The organism is Cupriavidus phytorum (assembly GCF_003254285.1).
GTDB classification, from domain to species: domain Bacteria; phylum Pseudomonadota; class Gammaproteobacteria; order Burkholderiales; family Burkholderiaceae; genus Cupriavidus; species Cupriavidus phytorum.
This window is the reverse complement of sequence record NZ_QKZN01000009.1, coordinates 171,528-190,350: the sequence shown is the minus strand read 5'-3', so window position 1 is coordinate 190,350 and position 18,823 is coordinate 171,528. Positions and strand designations below refer to the sequence as shown.

The 18,823-nt window shown below is 69.2% G+C and carries 17 protein-coding genes; 5 read left to right on the top strand and 12 right to left on the bottom strand.

The window, feature by feature from the left end; all coding sequences use genetic code 11:
• Positions 1–10: 10 nt before the first annotated feature.
• Entirely contained in the window at positions 11–322 is a 312-nt protein-coding gene (locus C7416_RS21895; protein WP_111520872.1) for a DUF6587 family protein, read from the top strand.
• A 402-nt stretch (positions 323–724) separates the two neighbouring features.
• Here the strand turns inward: C7416_RS21895 and C7416_RS21890 are convergent, their stop codons facing one another.
• Positions 725–2,083, bottom strand: coding sequence for a hypothetical protein (locus tag C7416_RS21890; protein ID WP_111520871.1), 1,359 nt, complete (start codon positions 2,081–2,083; stop codon positions 725–727).
• Positions 2,084–2,687: 604 nt separating this feature from the next.
• Here C7416_RS21890 and leuA point away from each other — a divergent pair.
• Positions 2,688–4,382, top strand: coding sequence for a 2-isopropylmalate synthase (gene leuA, locus C7416_RS21885; RefSeq protein ID WP_111520870.1), 1,695 nt, complete (start codon positions 2,688–2,690; stop codon positions 4,380–4,382).
• A 343-nt stretch (positions 4,383–4,725) separates the two neighbouring features.
• Positions 4,726–5,367, top strand: coding sequence for an OmpW/AlkL family protein (locus C7416_RS21880; protein ID WP_111520869.1), 642 nt, complete (start codon positions 4,726–4,728; stop codon positions 5,365–5,367).
• Positions 5,368–5,447: 80 nt separating this feature from the next.
• Here the strand turns inward: C7416_RS21880 and C7416_RS21875 are convergent, their stop codons facing one another.
• Positions 5,448–6,947 carry an AMP nucleosidase gene (locus C7416_RS21875; protein WP_111520868.1) on the bottom strand — a complete coding sequence of 500 codons (1,500 nt, stop codon included), beginning with the start codon at positions 6,945–6,947 and terminating at the stop codon, positions 5,448–5,450.
• A gap of 187 nt (positions 6,948–7,134) precedes the next feature.
• Between C7416_RS21875 and C7416_RS21870 the strand changes: the two genes are divergently transcribed.
• Positions 7,135–7,524, top strand: coding sequence for a GNAT family N-acetyltransferase (locus C7416_RS21870; RefSeq protein ID WP_012354928.1), 390 nt, complete (start codon positions 7,135–7,137; stop codon positions 7,522–7,524).
• A 32-nt stretch (positions 7,525–7,556) separates the two neighbouring features.
• Here the strand turns inward: C7416_RS21870 and C7416_RS21865 are convergent, their stop codons facing one another.
• From C7416_RS21865 to C7416_RS21845, 5 genes are all read right to left on the bottom strand, one after another.
• On the bottom strand, positions 7,557–8,306 hold the full coding sequence (locus C7416_RS21865) for an NADPH-dependent F420 reductase (RefSeq protein WP_111520867.1): 750 nt from the start codon (positions 8,304–8,306) through the stop codon (positions 7,557–7,559).
• A gap of 85 nt (positions 8,307–8,391) precedes the next feature.
• The gene (locus C7416_RS21860; RefSeq protein WP_111520866.1) at positions 8,392–9,441 is read right to left on the bottom strand and encodes an MBL fold metallo-hydrolase; all 1,050 of its coding nucleotides are present in this window, start codon (positions 9,439–9,441) and stop codon (positions 8,392–8,394) included.
• A gap of 198 nt (positions 9,442–9,639) precedes the next feature.
• Entirely contained in the window at positions 9,640–10,605 is a 966-nt protein-coding gene (locus C7416_RS21855; RefSeq protein WP_111520865.1) for a Bug family tripartite tricarboxylate transporter substrate binding protein, read from the bottom strand.
• A 41-nt stretch (positions 10,606–10,646) separates the two neighbouring features.
• On the bottom strand, positions 10,647–11,000 hold the full coding sequence (locus C7416_RS21850; protein ID WP_111520864.1) for an AtuA-related protein: 354 nt from the start codon (positions 10,998–11,000) through the stop codon (positions 10,647–10,649).
• 10 nt (positions 11,001–11,010) lie between these two features.
• Positions 11,011–12,372 carry an acyclic terpene utilization AtuA family protein gene (locus C7416_RS21845; RefSeq protein ID WP_111520863.1) on the bottom strand — a complete coding sequence of 454 codons (1,362 nt, stop codon included), beginning with the start codon at positions 12,370–12,372 and terminating at the stop codon, positions 11,011–11,013.
• 113 nt (positions 12,373–12,485) lie between these two features.
• Between C7416_RS21845 and C7416_RS21840 the strand changes: the two genes are divergently transcribed.
• Positions 12,486–13,391 (top strand): LysR family transcriptional regulator, encoded by a 906-nt coding sequence (locus C7416_RS21840; protein ID WP_111520862.1) that lies wholly within the window; start codon positions 12,486–12,488, stop codon positions 13,389–13,391.
• Between the two features lie 63 nt (positions 13,392–13,454).
• On the opposite strand, the gene C7416_RS21835 is transcribed toward C7416_RS21840, so the two are convergent.
• From C7416_RS21835 to C7416_RS21815, 5 genes are all read right to left on the bottom strand, one after another.
• Complete coding sequence (locus C7416_RS21835) at positions 13,455–14,246, bottom strand: SDR family oxidoreductase (protein WP_111520861.1); 792 nt, start codon at positions 14,244–14,246, stop codon at positions 13,455–13,457.
• 47 nt (positions 14,247–14,293) lie between these two features.
• Complete coding sequence (locus tag C7416_RS21830) at positions 14,294–15,430, bottom strand: ABC transporter substrate-binding protein (RefSeq protein WP_111520860.1); 1,137 nt, start codon at positions 15,428–15,430, stop codon at positions 14,294–14,296.
• A 269-nt stretch (positions 15,431–15,699) separates the two neighbouring features.
• Positions 15,700–16,212 carry a hypothetical protein gene (locus C7416_RS21825; protein WP_018006049.1) on the bottom strand — a complete coding sequence of 171 codons (513 nt, stop codon included), beginning with the start codon at positions 16,210–16,212 and terminating at the stop codon, positions 15,700–15,702.
• A 203-nt stretch (positions 16,213–16,415) separates the two neighbouring features.
• Positions 16,416–17,846 (bottom strand): acetate kinase, encoded by a 1,431-nt coding sequence (locus C7416_RS21820; protein WP_111520859.1) that lies wholly within the window; start codon positions 17,844–17,846, stop codon positions 16,416–16,418.
• A 74-nt stretch (positions 17,847–17,920) separates the two neighbouring features.
• The gene (locus C7416_RS21815) at positions 17,921–18,820 is read right to left on the bottom strand and encodes a flagellin (RefSeq protein ID WP_111520858.1); all 900 of its coding nucleotides are present in this window, start codon (positions 18,818–18,820) and stop codon (positions 17,921–17,923) included.
• Positions 18,821–18,823: the final 3 nt, after the last annotated feature.

The window sequence follows — 18,823 nt, the reverse complement described above, 5'->3', positions numbered from 1 at the left end:
AACCGCCGTCATGAGCCTCTACCACGCCATCGAAACCCTGCTGGTCCCGCTGATCGTGCTGGCGTGCGCGGTATCGGTGGTGGCGCGCTACGCCCCGCGCACGCGCGAGCGCGTCAAGGCGGCGCTGGCGGCGCGCCTGGGCGGCCCTGCCGCCGCCGGCTGGCGCGGCCGCCTGGCCCGCTGGCTGGCCCCACAGGCCGCGGCCGGCTGTGCCAGCGGCTGCGACGACGGCGGCTGCAATACCTGCGGCGCCAATAGCAGCACTCCCACCAGCCAGGACAAGCCTGCCGAGCAGGTGGTGCGCTTCGTGCGCAAGCGCTGACGCGCGCTTTTTCCTCCCCTTATCTTCCACGCAGAAACGGGTACGCCCGCTGCTGCCGCATGGTCGCGGCAGCAGCGGGTTGCGCGCGTCCGGGCCTCGTTGCATGCGGCTGCGTAAGCCTTTTTCTCGCCAATCCTGCTCTTTGCAGGGCTTGCTCCCATGCACGCAGAATTGGGTACGCTTTGCGCGCTCGTCTGCCGGGCCTGCCGGGAAGTGTCGAAAACGGACACGCAGAATCGGGTACGCTTCACCAGTCATGCGCTGCCGCTTGTGTACTCCCTCTCCCGCTTGCGGGAGAGGGGAGCAAACCGGCAGCCCGTCTGCGTCTCCACAGAGCCAAACGCGCAAAACAAAAACGCCCTCCATCCGGAGGGCGTCTCGCCAGTTGCGGGATACCGGCGCTTACCTGACCGTACCGTAGAACACCAGCTTCAGCGGCGTATTGTCGGCGATCGCGGTGCAGGTCGCGGTGATGGTGAAGTCGCCGGGCCCGGTGCCGCTGGCGCGCACCTGGTTGGGCAGCATCACCATGCTCGGGCTCAGCGACACCGGCCCGGTGCTGGACCATGCCCAGTCCTTGCACGCGGTGTATTGCGCATCCCCGCCCAGGTGCTTCATGCGCGCGGTCACCTCGATCGGCATCGGCGCGAGCAGCAGCAGCGTGATCGGGTCCTGGTTGTCGCCCACCAGTGCCCACAGCGGGTTTTCCGTCACCGTCAGGGTGGCGCTGCGGCGCTCGCCCAGCTTGCCGCTGACCGCGGTCACGGTCAGGCTGCCCTGCACCGGACCGGTGTCGCCGGCCAGGCTGGTGCGCACCGTGGCGTCATGCGTACCCGCGGCTTCCGTCGCGGACAGCGTCGCCGAGCTTGCCGTGTAGCTCCAGGTGCCGTCGAAATCCGCGGTCACGTCCTGGCCGTCGTGGCGCAGCACGCGCGCGGTGAAGGTGTCGGGACGATTGCTGAACACCTGCAGCGCGTTGACCTCGCGCCCGCCCTTGGTGGTCACCACGCGATAGGCCGCGGCGCCGTTCTTCTGCACCGTCACCGCGATGACGCCGCTGAGGGCATGTCCATCAGGCGCGGTCACCGACACCGAGACACTGGCCGTGGCCGCGGTCGTCGGCGAGCCGTTGCTGGCCTTCAGCGTGGCGCTGTTCTGGCTGGCCGTGACCTGGACCGCGGTGCCGCTGCTGGACCAGGCCCAGTTGGAGACGCTGGCCGACACATCGCTGCCGTTGCTGTCGAGCAGCGTCACCTTGACCGGCAGCTCCTGGCCGTCGCTCATCGCCAAACTGGTGGCGGGCATCGACAGCGTGTAGCTCAGCGCAGATGCCGGCACCACGGTGATGGTGGCCGTTTGCGCGGGCAGCTGCACGGTGGTGTTGTCGGTGCCCCGGACCGTGGCCACCACCTGTACGGTGGTGGTGCCCGGCGCAACGCCCCTGACCACGGCGCTGCCCGGCGTGCCGGCGCCCGGCGCCACGGTGGCGACGGCGCTGTCGGTGCTGGTCCAGTCGAAGGTGGTATTGCCCGATACGTCGACGCCGTTGCTGTCCACGGCCAGCGCGCTGATGGTCAGCGTGCGGCCGACACCGACCTCGCCCGAGGTCACGCTCATCTTCGCGGTATAGGTCAGCGGCGTGGTGGTGCCGCCCGATGCCGGCGCGGCGGGCGCGCTGCTGCCACCACCACCGCCGCATGCCGCCAGCAACAAGGCCGCGGCCGAACCCGCCAGCCAGGATGCCCACGTTCTCAGTCTCATGATTGTTCCCCCCAGTCGTGTTTTTCCCGCGCTATCAGCCTAGGCACAAAGTGGCCCGCGCAATACCAGCCAGAGGACTGAGGTGCAGCGCACAGAACATCGCCGCGAGTCATCCATTCAGCGCAGTACATCGCCATTCGGCCGAGGGAAAACACGGGCCGCGAGGCCCCTGCCGCAGCCGGCCCCCAACCATTTGGCGCAGCCCGTTTCCACGATCCCCTGATCGGGCCACGACGGTTTGCCGCGCACGACGGCGCGCGCGCAAGGCTTGACCGGCTCGAGACTTGTCGACTAACCTTGCCCTTTCCTATGGACCTGCGCTGCATGCGCACCCACGCCGGAGCGGCCGCGGCCCCTCCCACTCCAGCCACGATGAACCGTTACACCAGCACTCCCTGCCAGGCTGCCGATGCGTCCCGCATCGCTGCCCGCGCACGCGTGCTGGCTGCCCTGGCATCGGGCCGCGCCCTGCGCGCTTCCTCGCTACTGCTAAGCCTACCGATCGGTTGCCGGGCCTAGGGCCCCGTGGCAGTTCGGCAGCCTTGCGCCACCCTTTTCCCGTTTTTCGATTTTTCATCTTCCCTTGCGAGGAAGGAGACCCCGTATGCTCGTCAATCCCGCCACCAAGTACCGCCCCGCCGCTACCGTCGACCTTGCTGACCGCACCTGGCCCGGCCGCACCATCACGCGCGCACCGCGCTGGATGAGCACCGACCTGCGCGACGGCAACCAGGCCCTGATCGAGCCGATGAACCCGGCGCGCAAGCTGCGCTTCTTCGAACAGCTGGTGAAGATCGGCCTGAAGGAAATCGAGGTGGCGTTCCCCGCCGCATCGCAGACCGACTTCGACTTCGTGCGCATGCTGATCGAGGAACGGCGCATCCCCGACGACGTCACCATCGTCGTGCTGACGCAGTCGCGCGAAGACCTGATCCGCCGCACCGTCGAATCCGTGCGCGGCGCGGCACGCGCCATCGTGCACCTGTACAACCCGATCGCGCCGGCCTGGCGGCGCATCGTCTTCAATGCCTCGCGCGACGAGATCAAGGAAGTCGCGGTTTCGGGCACGCGCCTGATCAAGGCGCTGACCGATGCCATGCCCGAGACCGCCTGGACCTACGAGTATTCGCCCGAGACCTTCAGCCTGGCCGAGCTCGATTTCTCGCTGGAAGTCAGCGACGCGGTGTCGGCCGCGTGGCAGGCCGGACCGGGCCGCCAGATAATCCTGAACCTGCCCACCACGGTGGAATGCAGCACGCCCAACGTGTTCGCCGACCAGATCGAATGGATGCACCGCCGCCTTGCGCGGCGCGAGCACATCGCGTTGTCCGTGCATCCGCACAACGACCGCGGCACCGCGGTGGCAGCGGCGGAGCTGGCTTTGATGGCGGGCGCCGACCGGGTCGAGGGCTGCCTGTTCGGCAACGGCGAGCGCACCGGCAACGTCGACCTGGTGACGCTGGCGCTGAACCTCTATACGCAAGGCGTGGCGCCGCAGCTCGACTTCTCCGACATCGATGCGGTGCGCCAGTGCGTGGAGCACTGCAACCAGCTGCCGGTGCACCCGCGCCATCCGTATGTGGGCGACCTGGTGTTCACCGCGTTTTCGGGTTCGCACCAGGATGCAATCCGCAAGGGCTTTGCGCAGCAGCAGCCGGACGCGGTCTGGGAAGTGCCCTACCTGCCGATCGACCCGGCCGACCTGGGCCGCAGCTACGATGCGGTGATCCGCGTCAACAGCCAGTCGGGCAAAGGCGGCATGGCGTACCTGCTGGAACAGGTGCATGGCCTCTACCTGCCGCGCCGGCTGCAGATCGAGTTCAGCCGCGCGGTGCAGGCCATGACCGACGACACCGGACTGGAAGCGAGCGCGGACGACCTGTATGGCCTGTTCCAGCGCGAGTACCTGGCGCGCGAGGCGCCGCTGCGCTATGTCTCGCACCAGCTGGCAAGCGACAGTACCGGCGCCACCGCGATCACGGTGCAGATGGAGCGCGACGGCCAGCCCTGCAGCGTGCGCGGCAGCGGCAACGGTCCCATCGACGCCTTCATCGATGCGCTGGACCTGCCGGTACGCGTGATGGACTACCACGAGCATGCGATGAACGCCGGCGCCGACGCGCGCGCAGCGTGCTATGTCGAAGTCCGCGTGGGCGATTCGCCGACCGGGTTCGGCGCAGGCATCGACGCCAACCTCGTCACGGCTTCATTGCGTGCGGTGCTGTCGGGCGTGAACCGGCACCTGCAGGCGGGCTTTGCGGCCGGCGCTCACAACACGGCCAGCGCCGCCGTGGCCTGATGCCTGTCGTGTAGCGTTGCGCAAGAAAACCGGTGTGCCCCGCCCCCACGGGGCACACCCGGAAAGACGCCCTTGCGGACGCCCACGACATGCCTGGTGCGATCCGGACACGTGTTGCGCGTGCTCGGATCTTTCGCACAGCGTAAGCGGCGGCATCGGGACGCGCTACGAATCATTTCGCATGTGGTTAGAAGCGATGTCCGAGGGCGCGTTGGTTGTGCCGCGTTGTAGCGCGATCGCGACGCCGCGCGCGCCATTTGGTTCCGCTTGTTTTGTGTCAAGGCCCTCGCCGGCCCGCTCGGCCACACTGGGCGCAGCTTCGATAACAAACCAAGCAGACCTCATGAAAACACTGTCTCTTCGCACCGCCACCTGTTCGGCCATCGCCGCCTGCGCCATGCTCGGCGCCTTCGCCACGCCCGCGGCCGCCGCGGACGACGCCCAGGGCAACTGGATGGTGCGGCTGCGCGGCACCTACCTCGACATGGCCCACAGCTCGGATCCCGTTGGCGGCGTCGGCCGCTCAGACCGCATCACGGTCAACAACAAGTGGATTCCGGAACTGGACGTCACCTACTTCTTCACGCCGAACCTTGCCGCCGAACTGGTACTGACGGTGCCGCAGAAGCAGAACGTCTATCTTGACGGCAACAAGATCGGCACCTTCAAGCATCTGCCGCCGACGCTGCTGATGCAGTACCACCTCATTCCCAACGGCACCTTCCGTCCGTATATCGGCGCGGGCCTGAACTTCACCCACATCTGGGGCGAAAACCTCGCCAACAACTCGCTGCAACTGGATAGCTGGAGCGTGGGCCCGGCGCTGCAGATCGGCATGGACTACAAGCTGACCAGGAACTGGTTCCTGAACGCCGACATCAAGAAGATCTGGCTGAAGAGCGATGTGAAGGCGGGGGACGTCAAGGTCTCCAAGGTAAGCCTCGATCCGTGGCTGTTCAGCTTCGGGGTCGGGTATCGGTTCTGATCCTGCCGCGCGATAAAAAAAAGGCCGGCGCCCCTTGGGGCGCCGGCCTTTTGCATTCCACGAGAAGGCGCAGCGCACCGCTACCTGAACGCCGGCTCGTCGAAGCTGCGCAGCTTGCGCGAATGCAGTTGCTCGACGCCGTTCTCGCGCAGGATGCGGATCGCTTCGAGGCCGATGGTCATATGCTGGCTGACGCGCTGTCGATAGAACGCGTTGGCCATGCCGCGCAGCTTGAGTTCGCCATGCAGCGGCTTGTCCGAGACGCACAGCAGGGTGCCATACGGCACGCGCAGGCGGAAGCCGTTGGCGGCCACCGCCGCGCTTTCCATGTCGATGGCGATCGCGCGCGACTGGTTGAAGCGCGCGTACAGCGACTTGGACTTCAGCTCCCAGTTGCGGTCATCGGTCGATACCACCGTGCCGGTGCGCATGCGCGTCTTCATCTCGTTGCCGGACAAACCCGTCACGCGCGCCACGGCTTCCTGCAGCGCCACCTGGATCTCGGCGATCGGCGGCACCGGCACCCACGGCGGCAGGTCGTGGTCGAGCACGTGGTCGTCGCGCACATAGGCGTGCGCCAGCACATAGTCGCCAAGCTGCTGCGAGCGGCGCAGGCCGCCGCAGTGGCCCACCATCAGCCAGCAGTGCGGGCGCAGCACGGCGAGGTGGTCGGTCATGGTCTTGGCGTTGGACGGCCCCACGCCGATATTGACCAGCGTCACGCCCAGCTTGTCGCCGCGCACCAGGTGGTAGGCCGGCATCTGCGGCAGCACGCGCGGACGCGTGGCGTCGTCGGGTTCGGGCGCGCCCAGGTCCTGCACCACGTCGCCGGGCTCGACGAAGCGCGTGTAGCCGCCGCCATCGCCATTGCCGTTGCCGTTACCCATCAGCGCGCGCCCCAGCGCGACGAACTCGTCGACATAGCGCTGGTAGTTGGTGAACAGCACGAAGCGCTGGAAGTGCTGCGGCGCCGTGCCGGTGTAGTGGTAGAGCCGCTGCAGCGCCAGGTCCACGCGCTCGGCGGGGAACAGCGACAGCGGCCAGGCTTCGCCCGGCACCGGCTCGTAGGTGCCGTTGGCAATGCCGTCATCGATGCGGTTCAGCTCCGGCAGCACGAACGACGCTTCCAGCTCGCGCGCCTGGGTGTAGCTGATGTCGGTGGTCGAGGCCTCGATCACGAACGGCAGCGGGATCGGGCGCCGGCTCAGGCCCACCACCACCGGCACGCGGTGATAGCGCATCAGCCGCTCGATCTGGTCGCGGTAGTAATCCGCCAGCAGGTCGGGGCGCGTCACCGTGGTGCCGTAAACGCCAGGATACGCCACCGTGCCCCAGGAGGGCCGGCTGTCGGTGACCATGGTCTCGATGTTGACCGAGATGCCCAGGTACGGATAGCACGCGTGCGCGGCCGAGGGCAGCGGCTTGCCGCCGGCGAAGGCATCGAAGCGCGCGCGCACGGCGCCGACCGATGCATCGTAGATCTCGCGGATGCGGGCAACCGCCGCATCCGCGTCGGTGAACTCGGCGAGCTGGTCGGCCGGATGCGCGGAGGAAAAGACGGGGGCGTTCATGGAGGCCATGATACCGCGCCGGGGCGTCGCCGTGAGCGACGCCCCGCCGAGCCAGGCGCCAAATTGACGCGCCCGCGCACGCTCGCTACACTCCGCCAATTGCGCAGCACGGCTTGCCGTGCCGTTCTCGACTCGCGGCGCCCCTGGTGGCAAGGGGCGGCGAGGGGCCGTACATGCTTTGCTGGGAGAGCCGCCAATGGAAATCCGTAACCTGTTGCCCGACGACCTCGAGGCAGCCAGACAACTACTGATCGCCAATGGCTGGGCCCACCGGGTCGGCGGCCCCGAGAAATTCGCACGGCTGGTGGCCAATTCGCAGCGCGTCGCCGTGGCGGTCGAGAAAGGCGAGGTGGTCGGCTTTGCCCGCGCGCTGTGCGACGACGTCTGCGACGGTTTCCTGTCGATGGTGGTGGTGGCGCCGGGCCACCGCCGGCACGGCATCGGCCGCGCCCTGGTACGGCATATCGTCGGCAGTGACCCCGATATCAGCTGGATGCTGCGCGCGGCGCGCTCGTCCGAAGCCGCCTTCTTCGGCCAGCTCGGCTTTACGCCGTCGATGGTCGCGATGGAGCGGCGCCGGCCCTGAACCATCCCGGCCAGCACCACCCCGGCACAGCGTCAGCGTCCACCCATCTTCTGCCGGAACTCGTCGGCCGTCCCCACCTGCCGGAACAGCGGCCCGCCCGGCGCGAAGCGATCGGCGCTGGCCAGCGGCCCCACCACCACCGGTTCGAAGCCCGCATCGCGCACCAGCTGCGCCGCCACCTGCAGCGCGGCCGGGTCGTCGCCGGCGATCGGCACCGCCACCAGCCCGCCGGGTCGGTGATGCTCGCTGGCAAACTGCGCCGCCCCCATGAAGTTGAAGGCCCTCACCACGCGCGCGCCGCGCAGGTAGCGCGCCGTGGTGAGGCCGATGCCGTCGCGCCTGGCCTCGTCGGCGATAGGGCCGTCGCGGTGTTCGTAGGCGTTGGTGGCGTCGAGCACGATCTTCCCTTGCCAGGCACCGGCATGGTCACGAGCGAGTTGCGGCAGCGCGCCATAGGGCGTGGCAAGGAACAGCACGTCCGAGAACGCAATGGCCTCGGCCACCGTGCCGGCGCGCGCAAGCGTACCCAATTCTTCGACCAGCGGCTTGAGCGCCTCCGGGTGCCGCGACGAGAACAGGACCGGATGCCCGGCCTTGACCCACAAGCCGCCCACGGTGCCGCCGATGCGGCCCGAGCCGATCACGCCGATGCGCTGCGCCGCTGCCTCGCGGGCCGGTGCCGGGCCGGTCTGGGCGCGCACGGCGCGTGGCAGTGGCGCGACCAGCAGCAGCGCCGCGGCGCCGGCGCGCAGCCAGCGGCGGCGGGTCACATTGGCAGGCATGGCAAGTCCTCCGGCAGGCGGGGCCGCCGCCCGGTACGCGCGGTGGCCCCTGGGATGACTCTAGGCGAAAAGCCGCCGCGCGGGGCTAGCGGTCGTTGCGGATCGGGCCATATTCCGCCGGCACCCACGTATAGCCGGCGGTATCGCGGCGCACATGGCCCAGGCCCGGGAACGGCATGTGCGCGCCGCCTACCCACAACCGGCCCCTGGCGGCCTGTTCCAGGATGCGCTTGCGCGTGATCACGGCCTGGTGACTGTCGACGTCGAACTCGATCGCCACCTGCGGCCGGCGCAGCTGCAGCGCGTGGTTGTGCACGATGTCGCCCCACAGCAGTAGGCTGTCGCTGCCCGAGGTGAACAGGTAGCCGCTGTGGCCGGGGGTATGCCCGTTGGCCGGCACCACGCGCACGCCGGGCACGGGCTCGCCGCCCGCGCTGCCATTGAAGGTACGCAGTCGCTGCGCCGCCTGGTACGGCGCGATCGCGGCCCGCGCCATGGCGAACAGGCCCTGCGCCTCCTTCGGCGCGGCGGCGGCGTTGGCATCGCTCAGCCAGTAATCGAGGTCGGCCTTGTCGACATAGACCGTGGCGTTCGGGAACGCGGCCTTGCCGTCGGTGGCCAGGCCGCAGGCATGGTCGCCATGCAGGTGCGTCAGCAGCACGGTATCGACCTGCTCGGGTGCATAGCCCGCGGCGCGCAGGTTCTCGCCGATGCGTCCCAGCGTCGGCCCGAAGCAGCTGGCGGCACCGGTGTCGACCAGCACCAGGCGGCTGCCGGTATGGATCAGGTAGGCGTTGACGGCGGTCTGCATGCCCGGCGTCGAGGCCACGAACATGCGCGCCAGCAGGCTCTGCACCTCGCGCGCGCTGGTGTACTTGAAGATCCCGGGGTCCAGGTCGATGTAGCCGTCATAGAGCGCGGTGACTTCCAGCTGGCCGACCATCATGCGGTAGTAGCCCGGCACCTGGGTCTTTTGCTGCGCCGGTGGCGGGGCAGGCTGCGCGCTGGCCACGCCCGCAGCCAGCACGGCACCGCCCATGGCGATGGCGACGGCGGCGCTCGATACGGCCTGGCGCAACGTCGGGCGCGCGCGCCGGCTGAAGGTGGCATGGCCCACCATGGACTGCAGCTTCATATCCTGATCCTGTTCTGATTGGTGTTGTCGAGGAGCAGGCCGGCGCATTGGGGCGCGCGGCCAGCGCATATCTTAGCCGCGCCTTGCCCGACAAGGCCGAAAGGATCAAAGCGTACCTACTTCTGCGTAAAAAAACGGGGCCAGGCGGTCTCCTATGGGCCCCGTTTTCCATGCATGGGAGCTTGCGCTGCCCGGCTTTTACTCTGGCTGGATATTCGCCGCCTTGATGATGCGACCCCACTTGCCCGACTCCTGCGACTGGAACTTCGCCAGTTCCGCGGGCGTGCTGGTGAAGACCTCCGTACCGGTCGACTTGTAGAAGCCGGCGGCGCTCTCGCTGCGCGCGGCCTTCACCATCATCGCGTTGAGTTTGGCCACCACCGGCTGCGGCGTTCCCGCGGGCGCGTAGGCGGCGAACCAGTAGCTCATCTCGTAGCCCTTGACGCCGGCTTCATCGATGGTCGGCACGTCCGGCGCCAGCGGCGAGCGGGCCTTGCCAGACACGCCCAGCGCGCGCAGCTTGCCGCTCTTGACCTGCGGCAGGCCGGTGGCGGTGTCGGTGATCATCATCTGGATCTGGTTGCCGAGCAGGTCGGTGATGGCCAGCGGGTTGCTCTTGTACGGCACGTGCAGCAGCTGTACCTGCGCCATCTGCTGGAACAGCTCGCCGGCAATGCGCGACGACGAGCTGCCGCTGCCGAAGCTGAGCTTGCCCGGCTGCTGCCGCGCCAGCGCGATGAACTCGCCCACCGTTTTGGCCGGCACCTGCGGATTGACCACCATGATCTGGCCGCCGCGTCCCAGCGCCGTGATGGGCGCGTAGTCCTTGACCGGGTCGTAGGGCAGCTTCTTGAACAGGTGCTCGTTGGCCGCATGCGTGGTGTTGGTGCTGATCAGCACGGTATAGCCGTCCGGCGCCGCCTTGGCCACGTCGGACGCGGCGATAAAGCCGTTGGCGCCGGGCTTGTTGTCGACCACCACGGTGACCTTGCTGTCCACCGTGATGGCCTGGCCGATGGCGCGCGCGAGCTGGTCGGTGGCGCTGCCCGCGGCAAACGGCACCACGAAGCGGATCGGCTTGTCGGGAAACTCGGCCCAGGCCTGGCCGGCGGGCAGGATCAGCGCAAGCGCGGCAACGGCCAGTGGCTTGAAGAACGGATGCATGGAAGTCTCCTGTTGAAATCGTTATCGGGTAAGGCAAGGGTTCAAGGGTGGCCCGACGTCTGTGGCGCGAGCCGCGGCGGCACCGGGATCTCGAGCTGCAGCAGGCGAAACGACAGCGCCTTGCCGTGCGTGTCGAGGTTGAGCGCATCGTTGACGCCGCCATCGAGCACGCCGTCGAGCACGAAGTTCATCGCGTGCAGCGACGGCACCAGGTAGCGCGTGACCGCCGCGGGCCGACGCTCGCGAAATAGCGCGCGCACCGCGTCTTCGGTCACGTGCGCGACCAGGTGGTCGAAGTCGCGCGGGTCATAGGCGATCACGCTGATATTGGAACGGTCGCCCTTGTCGCCGGTGCGGCCATGGGCGAACTGGTAGAGCGCGGCGGTGGCGGTCATGGCGGCCTCCTCAGTCGATGAAGGTAAAGGTGGGCGTGACCGCGGCGCGCGGCACCAGGCACGACACCGCGTTCAGGCGTGCGCGCTGCGCCGTGCGCACGCCACCGCCGCCGGCGGGGCCGCAGGTATAGAGCGCGTTGACCTCGCGTTGCAGCGCCTGCGCCACGGCCTGGTCGTCATGCGCCAGCGCGGCACGCAGGCGCACGTCCTGCGCCTGCGCCTCGTGCGGCTGGGGCTGCGCCAGCATGGCGCCGGCATCGTCGGCGAGCACGCTGAGCACGCCGATCAGGTCGAAGCGGATCGGCGCGTCGTGGCCCAGCATGCGCATGCGCCGGCGCAGGATGTCGGCGGCCAGCCGCGCGCGCGCCGCGGCGTTGGGGCCGGCGTAGGAGATCTCGCCCTCGGCCAGCCAGCCGCCGTGGCTGAACACATTGGCCTTGAGCTGCGCCGGGCGCGGGTGGCCGCGCACATGGCGCACGGACACGCGGTCCGGTCCCAGCTGTGCCACGGTGACGGCGCCGATGTCGGCCACCACGTCCGGGGTCAGGTAGGCGCACGGGTCGTGCACCTCGTACAGCAGCTGCTCCTTGACCGTGCGCAGGTCGACGCAGCCGCCGGTGTCGGCGGCCTTGAAGATCTCGATCCCGCCTTCGGCATCGAGCTGCGCGATCGGGAAGCCCAGCGCGTGCACGTCCGGTACCTCCTTGCGACCCGGGTCGGCAAAGTAGCCCCCGGTGACCTGCGCCCCGCATTCGAGCAGGTGCCCGGCCATGGTCGCGGCGGCAAGCCGGTCCCAGTCGTCCCAGGCCCAGCCGAAGTGCGCCATCGCCGGTCCCAGCGCGAGCGCCGGGTCGGCCACGCGCCCGCACACCACCACCTGGGCGCCGGCGGCAAGGGCGTCGGCAATGCCTTGCGCACCGATATAGGCGTTGGCGCAGACAAAGCGTTCGGCGTCGAAGGCGTCGCCGAGGATGCCGTGCAGGCGCGCGCGCCCGGCCGCGTCGGACAGGTCGTCGCCCTCGACCACCGCCACGCGCGGCGCGGCCAGGCCCAGTTCGCTGGCCAGTTGCAGCACACGTCGCGCCGCGGCGCGCGGATTGGCGGCGCCGAAATTGCCGACGATAGCAATGCGGTGCTGCAGGCACAGGCCCAGCACCGGCGCCAGCAGCGCATCGAGCAGGGGCTCGTAGCCCTGCGCGGGATCGTTGCGCCGCGCCAGTTGCGCCAGCGCCAGCGTGCGCTCGGCCAGGGTCTCGAAGATCAGCGCGGCCGGCTGCGCCGCGGCGATCAGCGTGCGCACCACCGGCAGCGCGGCATCGGTACGGTCGCCGGAGAAGCCGGCGCCCGAGCCGATCAGCAAGGGAGCAGTCATGGTTGGGGGAGGCAGGGGGTGGAGGTCGATCTCATTCTAGGGTGCGCGGGCCCAGCCAAAAAACGGATTATTTGGATTAATCTATCGACTTCCTGGATAGATCCGCTGGCGCCATGAACCTGTCGGTGAAACACCTCCGCGCTTTCGTCGCGCTGGCCACCTACCGCAATTTCACCCGAGCGGCGCGTGCCTGCCACCTGTCGCAGTCGGCCTTCAGCGCGCTGGTGCAGACGCTGGAAGAGCAGGCCGGCAGCCGGCTGTTCGAACGCACCACGCGGCATGTGGAGCTGAGCACCGACGGCGTGCGCTTCGAACAGACCGCGCGCCGGCTGCTGGCGGACTTCGAGACCGCGTTCGAAGACCTGCGCGCGCACGCCGAGCGGCGCAAGGGCCGGGTGTCGATCGCGGCGCTGCCCTCGCTCGCCGGGGGTGACCTGCCGCCGCTGCTGGCGCAGTTCCGCGCGCGCTATCCGGGCATCGTGCTGGAACTGTTCGACCAGCTGGCCGATGGCTGCATCGAGCTGGTGCGGCAGGGCCGCGCCGATTTTGCGCTGGCACCGGCGCCGGCGCAGGACGACGACCTGCGCGTCGAGCCGCTGGTGCGCGACACCTTCCACCTGGTATGCCCGGCGGACCATGCGCTGGCGCGCAAGCGGCGCATCACGCCGGAGATGCTGGCGGGCCTGCCGTTCATCCAGCTGTCGCGCACCACCAGCGTGCGCCAGCACCTGGACGCCGCGCTGCATCCGTTGCGGCTGACCAGCGTGATGGAGGTGGAGCACCTCGCGACGGTGGCCGCGCTGGTGCAGGCGGGCCTGGGAATCAGCGCGGTGCCGTCGCTGGCGCTGTTCCAGTTCCGGCGCGAAGGACTGGCGATCCGGCCGCTGCAACTGCCGTCGCTGGTGCGCGATATCTGCCTGGTGCGGCTCAAGGACCGCGGCGATTCGGCCGCCGCCGCCGCGATGATCGAGGCCCTGCAGGCGTTCTACCGCGCCGGCAAGGCGGCCGCGCGGCGCTGAATCGCGACGCGGACCGGTACGCAGAATTGGGTACGCTTTGGGAAGAAGACCCCGTGCGGCGTCTCAGAAGTGCCCGAGATAGCCGCCGTCGACCGCCAGCACCTGCCCGGTGACATACGACGCCGCCGGCGATGCCAGGAACACCACCGCGCCCGCCACCTCCTGCGGCTGGCCCCAGCGGCCCAGCGAGGTACGCTGGCGCAGCCACTCGGCCACGCTCTCGTCCTCGACCATGGGCTGATTCGGCTCGGTGGCGAAGTAGCCGGGGGCGATCGCGTTGACAGTGACGCCGTGGCGGCCCAGGTCGGCGGCCATGGCGCGCGTGAGCGCGTCCAGTCCGCCCTTGGTGGCGGGATAGAGCACGTCGCCGGCGCGCGCCACCTGGCCCGCGATCGAGCTGACATTGACGATGCGCCCGTAGCCGCCCTGGCGCATGCGCTGCGCGGCCAGGCGGCACAGCGCGTAGGGCGCCACCAGGTTGGTTTCGAGCATGGCGCGCAGGTCGCCGGCATCGAGCTGCGCCATATTGCTGCGGTTGCGCGCGCCGGCGTTGTTCACCAGGATGTCGAGCCGGCCATGCTCGGCATCGATGCGGTCGAAGGCGGCCGCCACGGCGGCCTCGTCGGTGATGTCGAGCACCAGCGCCCCGGCGCTGCCGCCGCGCGCCGCCAGCGTGGCGACGGCCTCGTGCACGCGCGGCGCATTGCGGGCCACCACCAGCACATGGGCACCGGCATCGGCCAGCCCGGCGGCAATCGCCAGGCCCAGGCCCTGCGCGCCGCCGGTCACCAGCGCCACGCGGCCATGCAGCGCGAACGGGGTACGGGAATCGGGGGAGGGGATAGGAGTAGCCATGCGGGCGACTATACCGCAGCGGCCGGCTCCGGGCCCGCCCCCGCGCGCTAGCGGATCAGCTTGCCGGTGGACGACACGATCGACATTTCCACGAACGACGAGCCGGTGTGGCGCGCGGCGCTGTAGCTGATCAGGATGCCGCCGAGGTCATAGTCGCGCATGCCTTCCAGCGCCGCGACCAGCCGCTCGCGAGTCAGGTCGGTGCCGGCGCGGCGCAGGCCTTCGACCAGCACCTTGGCCGACATGAAGCCCTCCATGCCGGCGTTGGATGGCTCCACGCCCTGCTGCTTCGCCAGGCTGCGGTATTCGCTCGCCAGCGTCATCTGGCTGGAGTTGGTGCCCGGCACCACCTGCGTGATGATCAGGCCGCGCGCGTCGTCGCCGAGTTCGCGGATAAAGGCATCGGCGGCGTTGTTGGAGAGCGCGACGAACTGCGCCTCGCTGCCGGCGCGGCGCAGCTCGCGGATGATGCGCGCCGCCTCAGAGCCCGAGCCGATCACCAGCACCGCCTGCGGGTTGGCCTTGTGCATCGCCGCCACGCCCTGGCCGATGTCGCCCATGGGCCGGGCGAAGTTGACCGTCGCCGCGGGCTGCACGCCGCGCGCCTGCAGAGCGGTGTTGTAGCCTTCGAGCACGTCCTGGCCGAAGCCGTCGTTGGCGTAGAAGATGCCGATGCGGCTCATGCCCGACGTCGCCAGGTGGTTGATCGCGCGCGCCACTTCGTCCTGGTACTTGGCGCGCACGTTGAAGACGTAGCGGTTCACCGGCCGGTGCAGCGTGATGGCGCCGGTCAGCGGCGCGATCAGCGGCACCTTCTGCGCGGCAATGATGGGCAGGATGCTTTCGTTCTGCGGCGTGCCGCGCACCATGAACAGCGCGAACACCTTGTCTTCGTCCAGCAGCTTGCGCACGTTGTCGGGCGTGCGCCTGGCATCGAAGCCGTCATCGTAGGTGACCAGTTCGATGCGCCGCCCGGCGACGCCGCCGTTGGCATTGACCGTGCGCAGGTACACCTGCGCGCCGGCGATCTGCTCCTTGACCGAGCCCGCCACCGGCCCGGTAATGCCGGCCGACTGGCCGATGCGGATGGTGTTGCGGGTCACGCCCGGTTCTGCCTGGGCCGTATGCGCGGCCCACCCCAGCGTGGCGGCCAGCACGCCGCACGCGATCCATTTCGCCTTCATTGTCTCGACCCCTCCGCCTGGACGGCTGCTTTCGTTATTTTGTGGCGACGCCGCGGGCATGGCCTGGGCGCCGTCACGCAAGGTACCGCATGCGTCCGGCGTGGGCAAACCGGGAAAACAGGGGGTGTTGCAGCGGCATCACACCGGAACCGGGGACGGTTCCGGTGCGGGCCGCGGCGCGCGGCAGGTGGCGCGCCGGAGCGCGCCGCGCGGGCGCGCGCAGAGAGACATGCGGCGCCACGTGGCGCCAGGGGGCGGCAGGCGCCCGATCAGGGGAACGCCGGAATGGCCGGATCGACGCCGGCGAAACTGGCTTCCGGATGCGCGTTGCGCAGCAGGGTTTCGACTTCCTCGACACGGCTGCGCGGTACGTCGACCATCAGCAGGATCTTGCCCGCCTCGATGTCTTTCTCGAACGCGCGCAGCCGGCTGTTGGGTGCCGAACTGCCGATCATGCTTGCAGCCCAGGCCCCGAACACCGCGCCCAGCACCGCCAGCACGCCGACCAGCCCCCACTGCGGGGTGTCGCTGACGATCGGGAACATCGCCACCACCACGCCGGCCACCACGCCCACGCCGCCGCCGACCATCAGGCCCATCTCGGCCGCGTGGACGATATCGGAAGTCTGGAACAGGTTGGCTTCATGCAGGCCGGTCATGTCGGCACCGTCGCGCGCCACGAAGTGGATGTGGCGGTTCTCGACGCGGGCCAGCAGCAGGTCATCCATGGTGCGTCGGGCACTCGCCAGGTCGGGCAACAACCAGAAGATGCGTTTGCGCATGTCTCTCTCCTTGTTCAGGCCGCACCACCGGTGAGGTTGAGGCTGGTCGGAAAGTACCGCTGGCGGCGCGGGGTTATTTCTTTGTACGCCGTTCATGGGGCCAGCGCAAGGCACGTTTCGGCGCTGGCGCACGGTGCCGGCGGATGTGATGCGCACGCGTGTCCCGCCCGGGCGGGGCACGCGTCACGTCGGCATCATGGCCTTCAGAAAGTGATCGGCAGGCGCACATTGACCTGCAGGTCGGGCGTGTCGCGCGTCAGCCCCGCGCCCACCGACAGGTTGAGCGTATAGCGGTTGTTGAAGCGGTACGAATACCCCACCAGCAAGGTGCCCTGGGTCACGCGCACCGAGCCGGGCACGGTCATGCCGTTCTGCTTGGTCGGCCAGATGATGGCCTGGTCGTAGCCGATACTGAATGACGCCTTCTCGTTGAGCGACAGCCCCATGCCGAAGCTGAACTCGAAGATGTCGCCCGGCGCGATCTTGCCCAGGTTCTCCTTCTCGCCGTTCAGCACGGTGCGGCTGACGTTGTTGCGCGCAAAGTTGTGCAGGTAGCTGAAGGTGCCGAAGAACACCGCCGGATCGGTCGGCAGCAGCCAGGTAATGCCGGGCTGGATCGCCTGGAAGCCGGTGCCGGTGGGCAGCCCCAGCGGCAGGCCGGTGCCGGTGGTATTGCCCACGCAGCGCGTCACGCAATCGGTCACCACCTCGAACGGGTCCTTGCCGGTGGCGGACTTGTAGCGCAGCCAGCCGACAAAGTACGGGATGCGCTCGTTGCCGTAGTTGAGCTGGTAGCGCACCGTCGCCTCGACATCGCCCAGGCCCTTGCCGCTGGAATTGAACACGTTATCGACCGCGGTGCCGGTGAACACCTCGCGGCTGATGGTCGAGCCCGAGGTCTGCACGTACGGCACCTTGGCCTCGATCTCGAACCGCTTGGTGACGCCGTAGCGCAGCGCGATCGATTCGATATAGGTCGAGGTCTTGACCTCGCGCACATCGATCAGCCCGATCAGGATGGCCGGGATGATCGAGTAGCCGACCAGCGCGACGCGGTTGTTCGATGAGTAGCCGTACTGGAAGCCCGGCTCCACCACAAGCTTGCCCTCGGCGGTGAGCACCCCGGGCTGGTCAATCAGCGGTGCCACCTCGGGCGGGCGCCGGTCGCTCTCGGGCGGACGGCCCACGGGCTCTTCCATGGCCACCGTCTGCGGGCTGGCCGATTCGCCCTGCTGCGCGCCGGGCTGCGGTCCCTGGGCCATAACCTGTTGCGGACTGGTGGCCAGACCCGGCGCGCTCTGCGTGGCACTGGCGGCCGCTGCCGCGGTGGCGGCATTGGTGGCGTTGTCGGCCGGCATCACGCCGGGCCCGGAGCGCTGTCCGCCGCGCTTGGCGGCCAGCACTTCGGTGCCGATCACGCTGCGCAGTTCGCGGATCACTGCCTCCTGCTCGGCCAGCGCGCGCTTCATGGCATCGAGCTGGCTGGCCTGGTCGGCGAGTTCCCTCTGCAGTGATTCCAGTCCGGCCGCGGGTGGCCCCGCCTCCGGCGGCGTCTGGGCTTGCGCCAGTCCGCCGAGCAACAGCAACGTCGAGCATCCCGCATTGCGGATGCCCTGCATCGACCGCTTCTTCATCACGTCTTCCTCCCCCGGACGGCAGGCTGTTCTGCAGGAGCCTGCGACCTGTACTGCCGCTACCTCGCTAACGGCTATCTCATGCTTGCGGCCCGCAGCAGCGCATTGTTCAGCGCCGTGTTGGCCAGTTGCGACCGGAAGGCCTGCAGCGTATTGACGCTTGCGTCGATTGTCATCAGGCTCCGGATGCTCTGGTTGTTCAGCGTGTTCTGGATCACGGTCACCGGCGTACCCGCCAGTGCCCCCACCGATGCGGCATTGCCCGGGCCGTTCTGGATCACGTTCAGCAGCCCGTTGGTGACGACCTGGCCCGTGGCAGTGCTGACGGCTGTCGCCGGCAGGCCAGCGCTCGCCCCACCACCGGCACCCGCGGCACCGGCATTTGCAGAAGCAGAAGCACCACCATTGGCCGCCGCCGCACCGCCCGCCTCCGCACCACCCGCGGCCGATGCCGCCGTGCCATTGGCATTCATCGCCGCGGCGGCGTCGGCCGTGACCGGGTTGCCCGCCAGCGCGTTGGCCACCGCGGCATTGGTGCTGGCCACAATGGCGGGCCCCAGCGTCGCAGCGAGCCGCGCGGCCTGGTCGGCAGTGATGCGGCTGACGTCTGGGATGTTAATGCTGGTGGCGACCACCAGGTCGCCGTTGATGTACACCGCGCGTTCGATACCGAACGAAACCTGCAGCCCTGGCATCTCGAAGCCGCCGCGCATGTCGTCGAGCTTTTCATGGGCCACCGGCTTCCAGCCGGCCATGCTGCCGCGCGCGGCAGCCACGGGGTGGGAGTCGCCGCGCTCGCGCGCGGCCATGGCGGCCTGCGCCGGGGGCGCCGCGGCATCGGCTGCCCCAGGCTGCGGCGGCATGCCGGCCTGTGCCGTGCCGGCGCATGCCAGGCCGGCGCCCAGCACCATCGCCGCGGCCGCCGAGGCGGCGCTGCGTGGCACGGCGGGGGGCGGCAAGGAAGTCTGCAACATGAT

Bases quoted from the DNA above. Each gene is read 5' to 3' on its own strand.
- C7416_RS21880 (WP_111520869.1), top strand. From the start codon at position 4,726: ATGAAAACACTGTCTCTTCGCACCGCCACCTGTTCGGCCATCGCCGCC.
- C7416_RS21850 (WP_111520864.1), bottom strand. From the start codon at position 11,000: ATGACCGCCACCGCCGCGCTCTACCAGTTCGCCCATGGCCGCACCGGC.
- C7416_RS21890 (WP_111520871.1), bottom strand. From the start codon at position 2,083: ATGAGACTGAGAACGTGGGCATCCTGGCTGGCGGGTTCGGCCGCGGCC.
- C7416_RS21875 (WP_111520868.1), bottom strand. From the start codon at position 6,947: ATGGCCTCCATGAACGCCCCCGTCTTTTCCTCCGCGCATCCGGCCGAC.
- C7416_RS21815 (WP_111520858.1), bottom strand. From the start codon at position 18,820: ATGTTGCAGACTTCCTTGCCGCCCCCCGCCGTGCCACGCAGCGCCGCC.
- C7416_RS21860 (WP_111520866.1), bottom strand. From the start codon at position 9,441: ATGAAGCTGCAGTCCATGGTGGGCCATGCCACCTTCAGCCGGCGCGCG.
- C7416_RS21865 (WP_111520867.1), bottom strand. From the start codon at position 8,306: ATGCCTGCCAATGTGACCCGCCGCCGCTGGCTGCGCGCCGGCGCCGCG.
- C7416_RS21870 (WP_012354928.1), top strand. From the start codon at position 7,135: ATGGAAATCCGTAACCTGTTGCCCGACGACCTCGAGGCAGCCAGACAA.
- leuA (WP_111520870.1), top strand. From the start codon at position 2,688: ATGCTCGTCAATCCCGCCACCAAGTACCGCCCCGCCGCTACCGTCGAC.
- C7416_RS21845 (WP_111520863.1), bottom strand. From the start codon at position 12,372: ATGACTGCTCCCTTGCTGATCGGCTCGGGCGCCGGCTTCTCCGGCGAC.
- C7416_RS21840 (WP_111520862.1), top strand. From the start codon at position 12,486: ATGAACCTGTCGGTGAAACACCTCCGCGCTTTCGTCGCGCTGGCCACC.
- C7416_RS21895 (WP_111520872.1), top strand. From the start codon at position 11: ATGAGCCTCTACCACGCCATCGAAACCCTGCTGGTCCCGCTGATCGTG.
- C7416_RS21825 (WP_018006049.1), bottom strand. From the start codon at position 16,212: ATGCGCAAACGCATCTTCTGGTTGTTGCCCGACCTGGCGAGTGCCCGA.
- C7416_RS21835 (WP_111520861.1), bottom strand. From the start codon at position 14,246: ATGGCTACTCCTATCCCCTCCCCCGATTCCCGTACCCCGTTCGCGCTG.
- C7416_RS21820 (WP_111520859.1), bottom strand. From the start codon at position 17,846: ATGAAGAAGCGGTCGATGCAGGGCATCCGCAATGCGGGATGCTCGACG.
- C7416_RS21855 (WP_111520865.1), bottom strand. From the start codon at position 10,605: ATGCATCCGTTCTTCAAGCCACTGGCCGTTGCCGCGCTTGCGCTGATC.
- C7416_RS21830 (WP_111520860.1), bottom strand. From the start codon at position 15,430: ATGAAGGCGAAATGGATCGCGTGCGGCGTGCTGGCCGCCACGCTGGGG.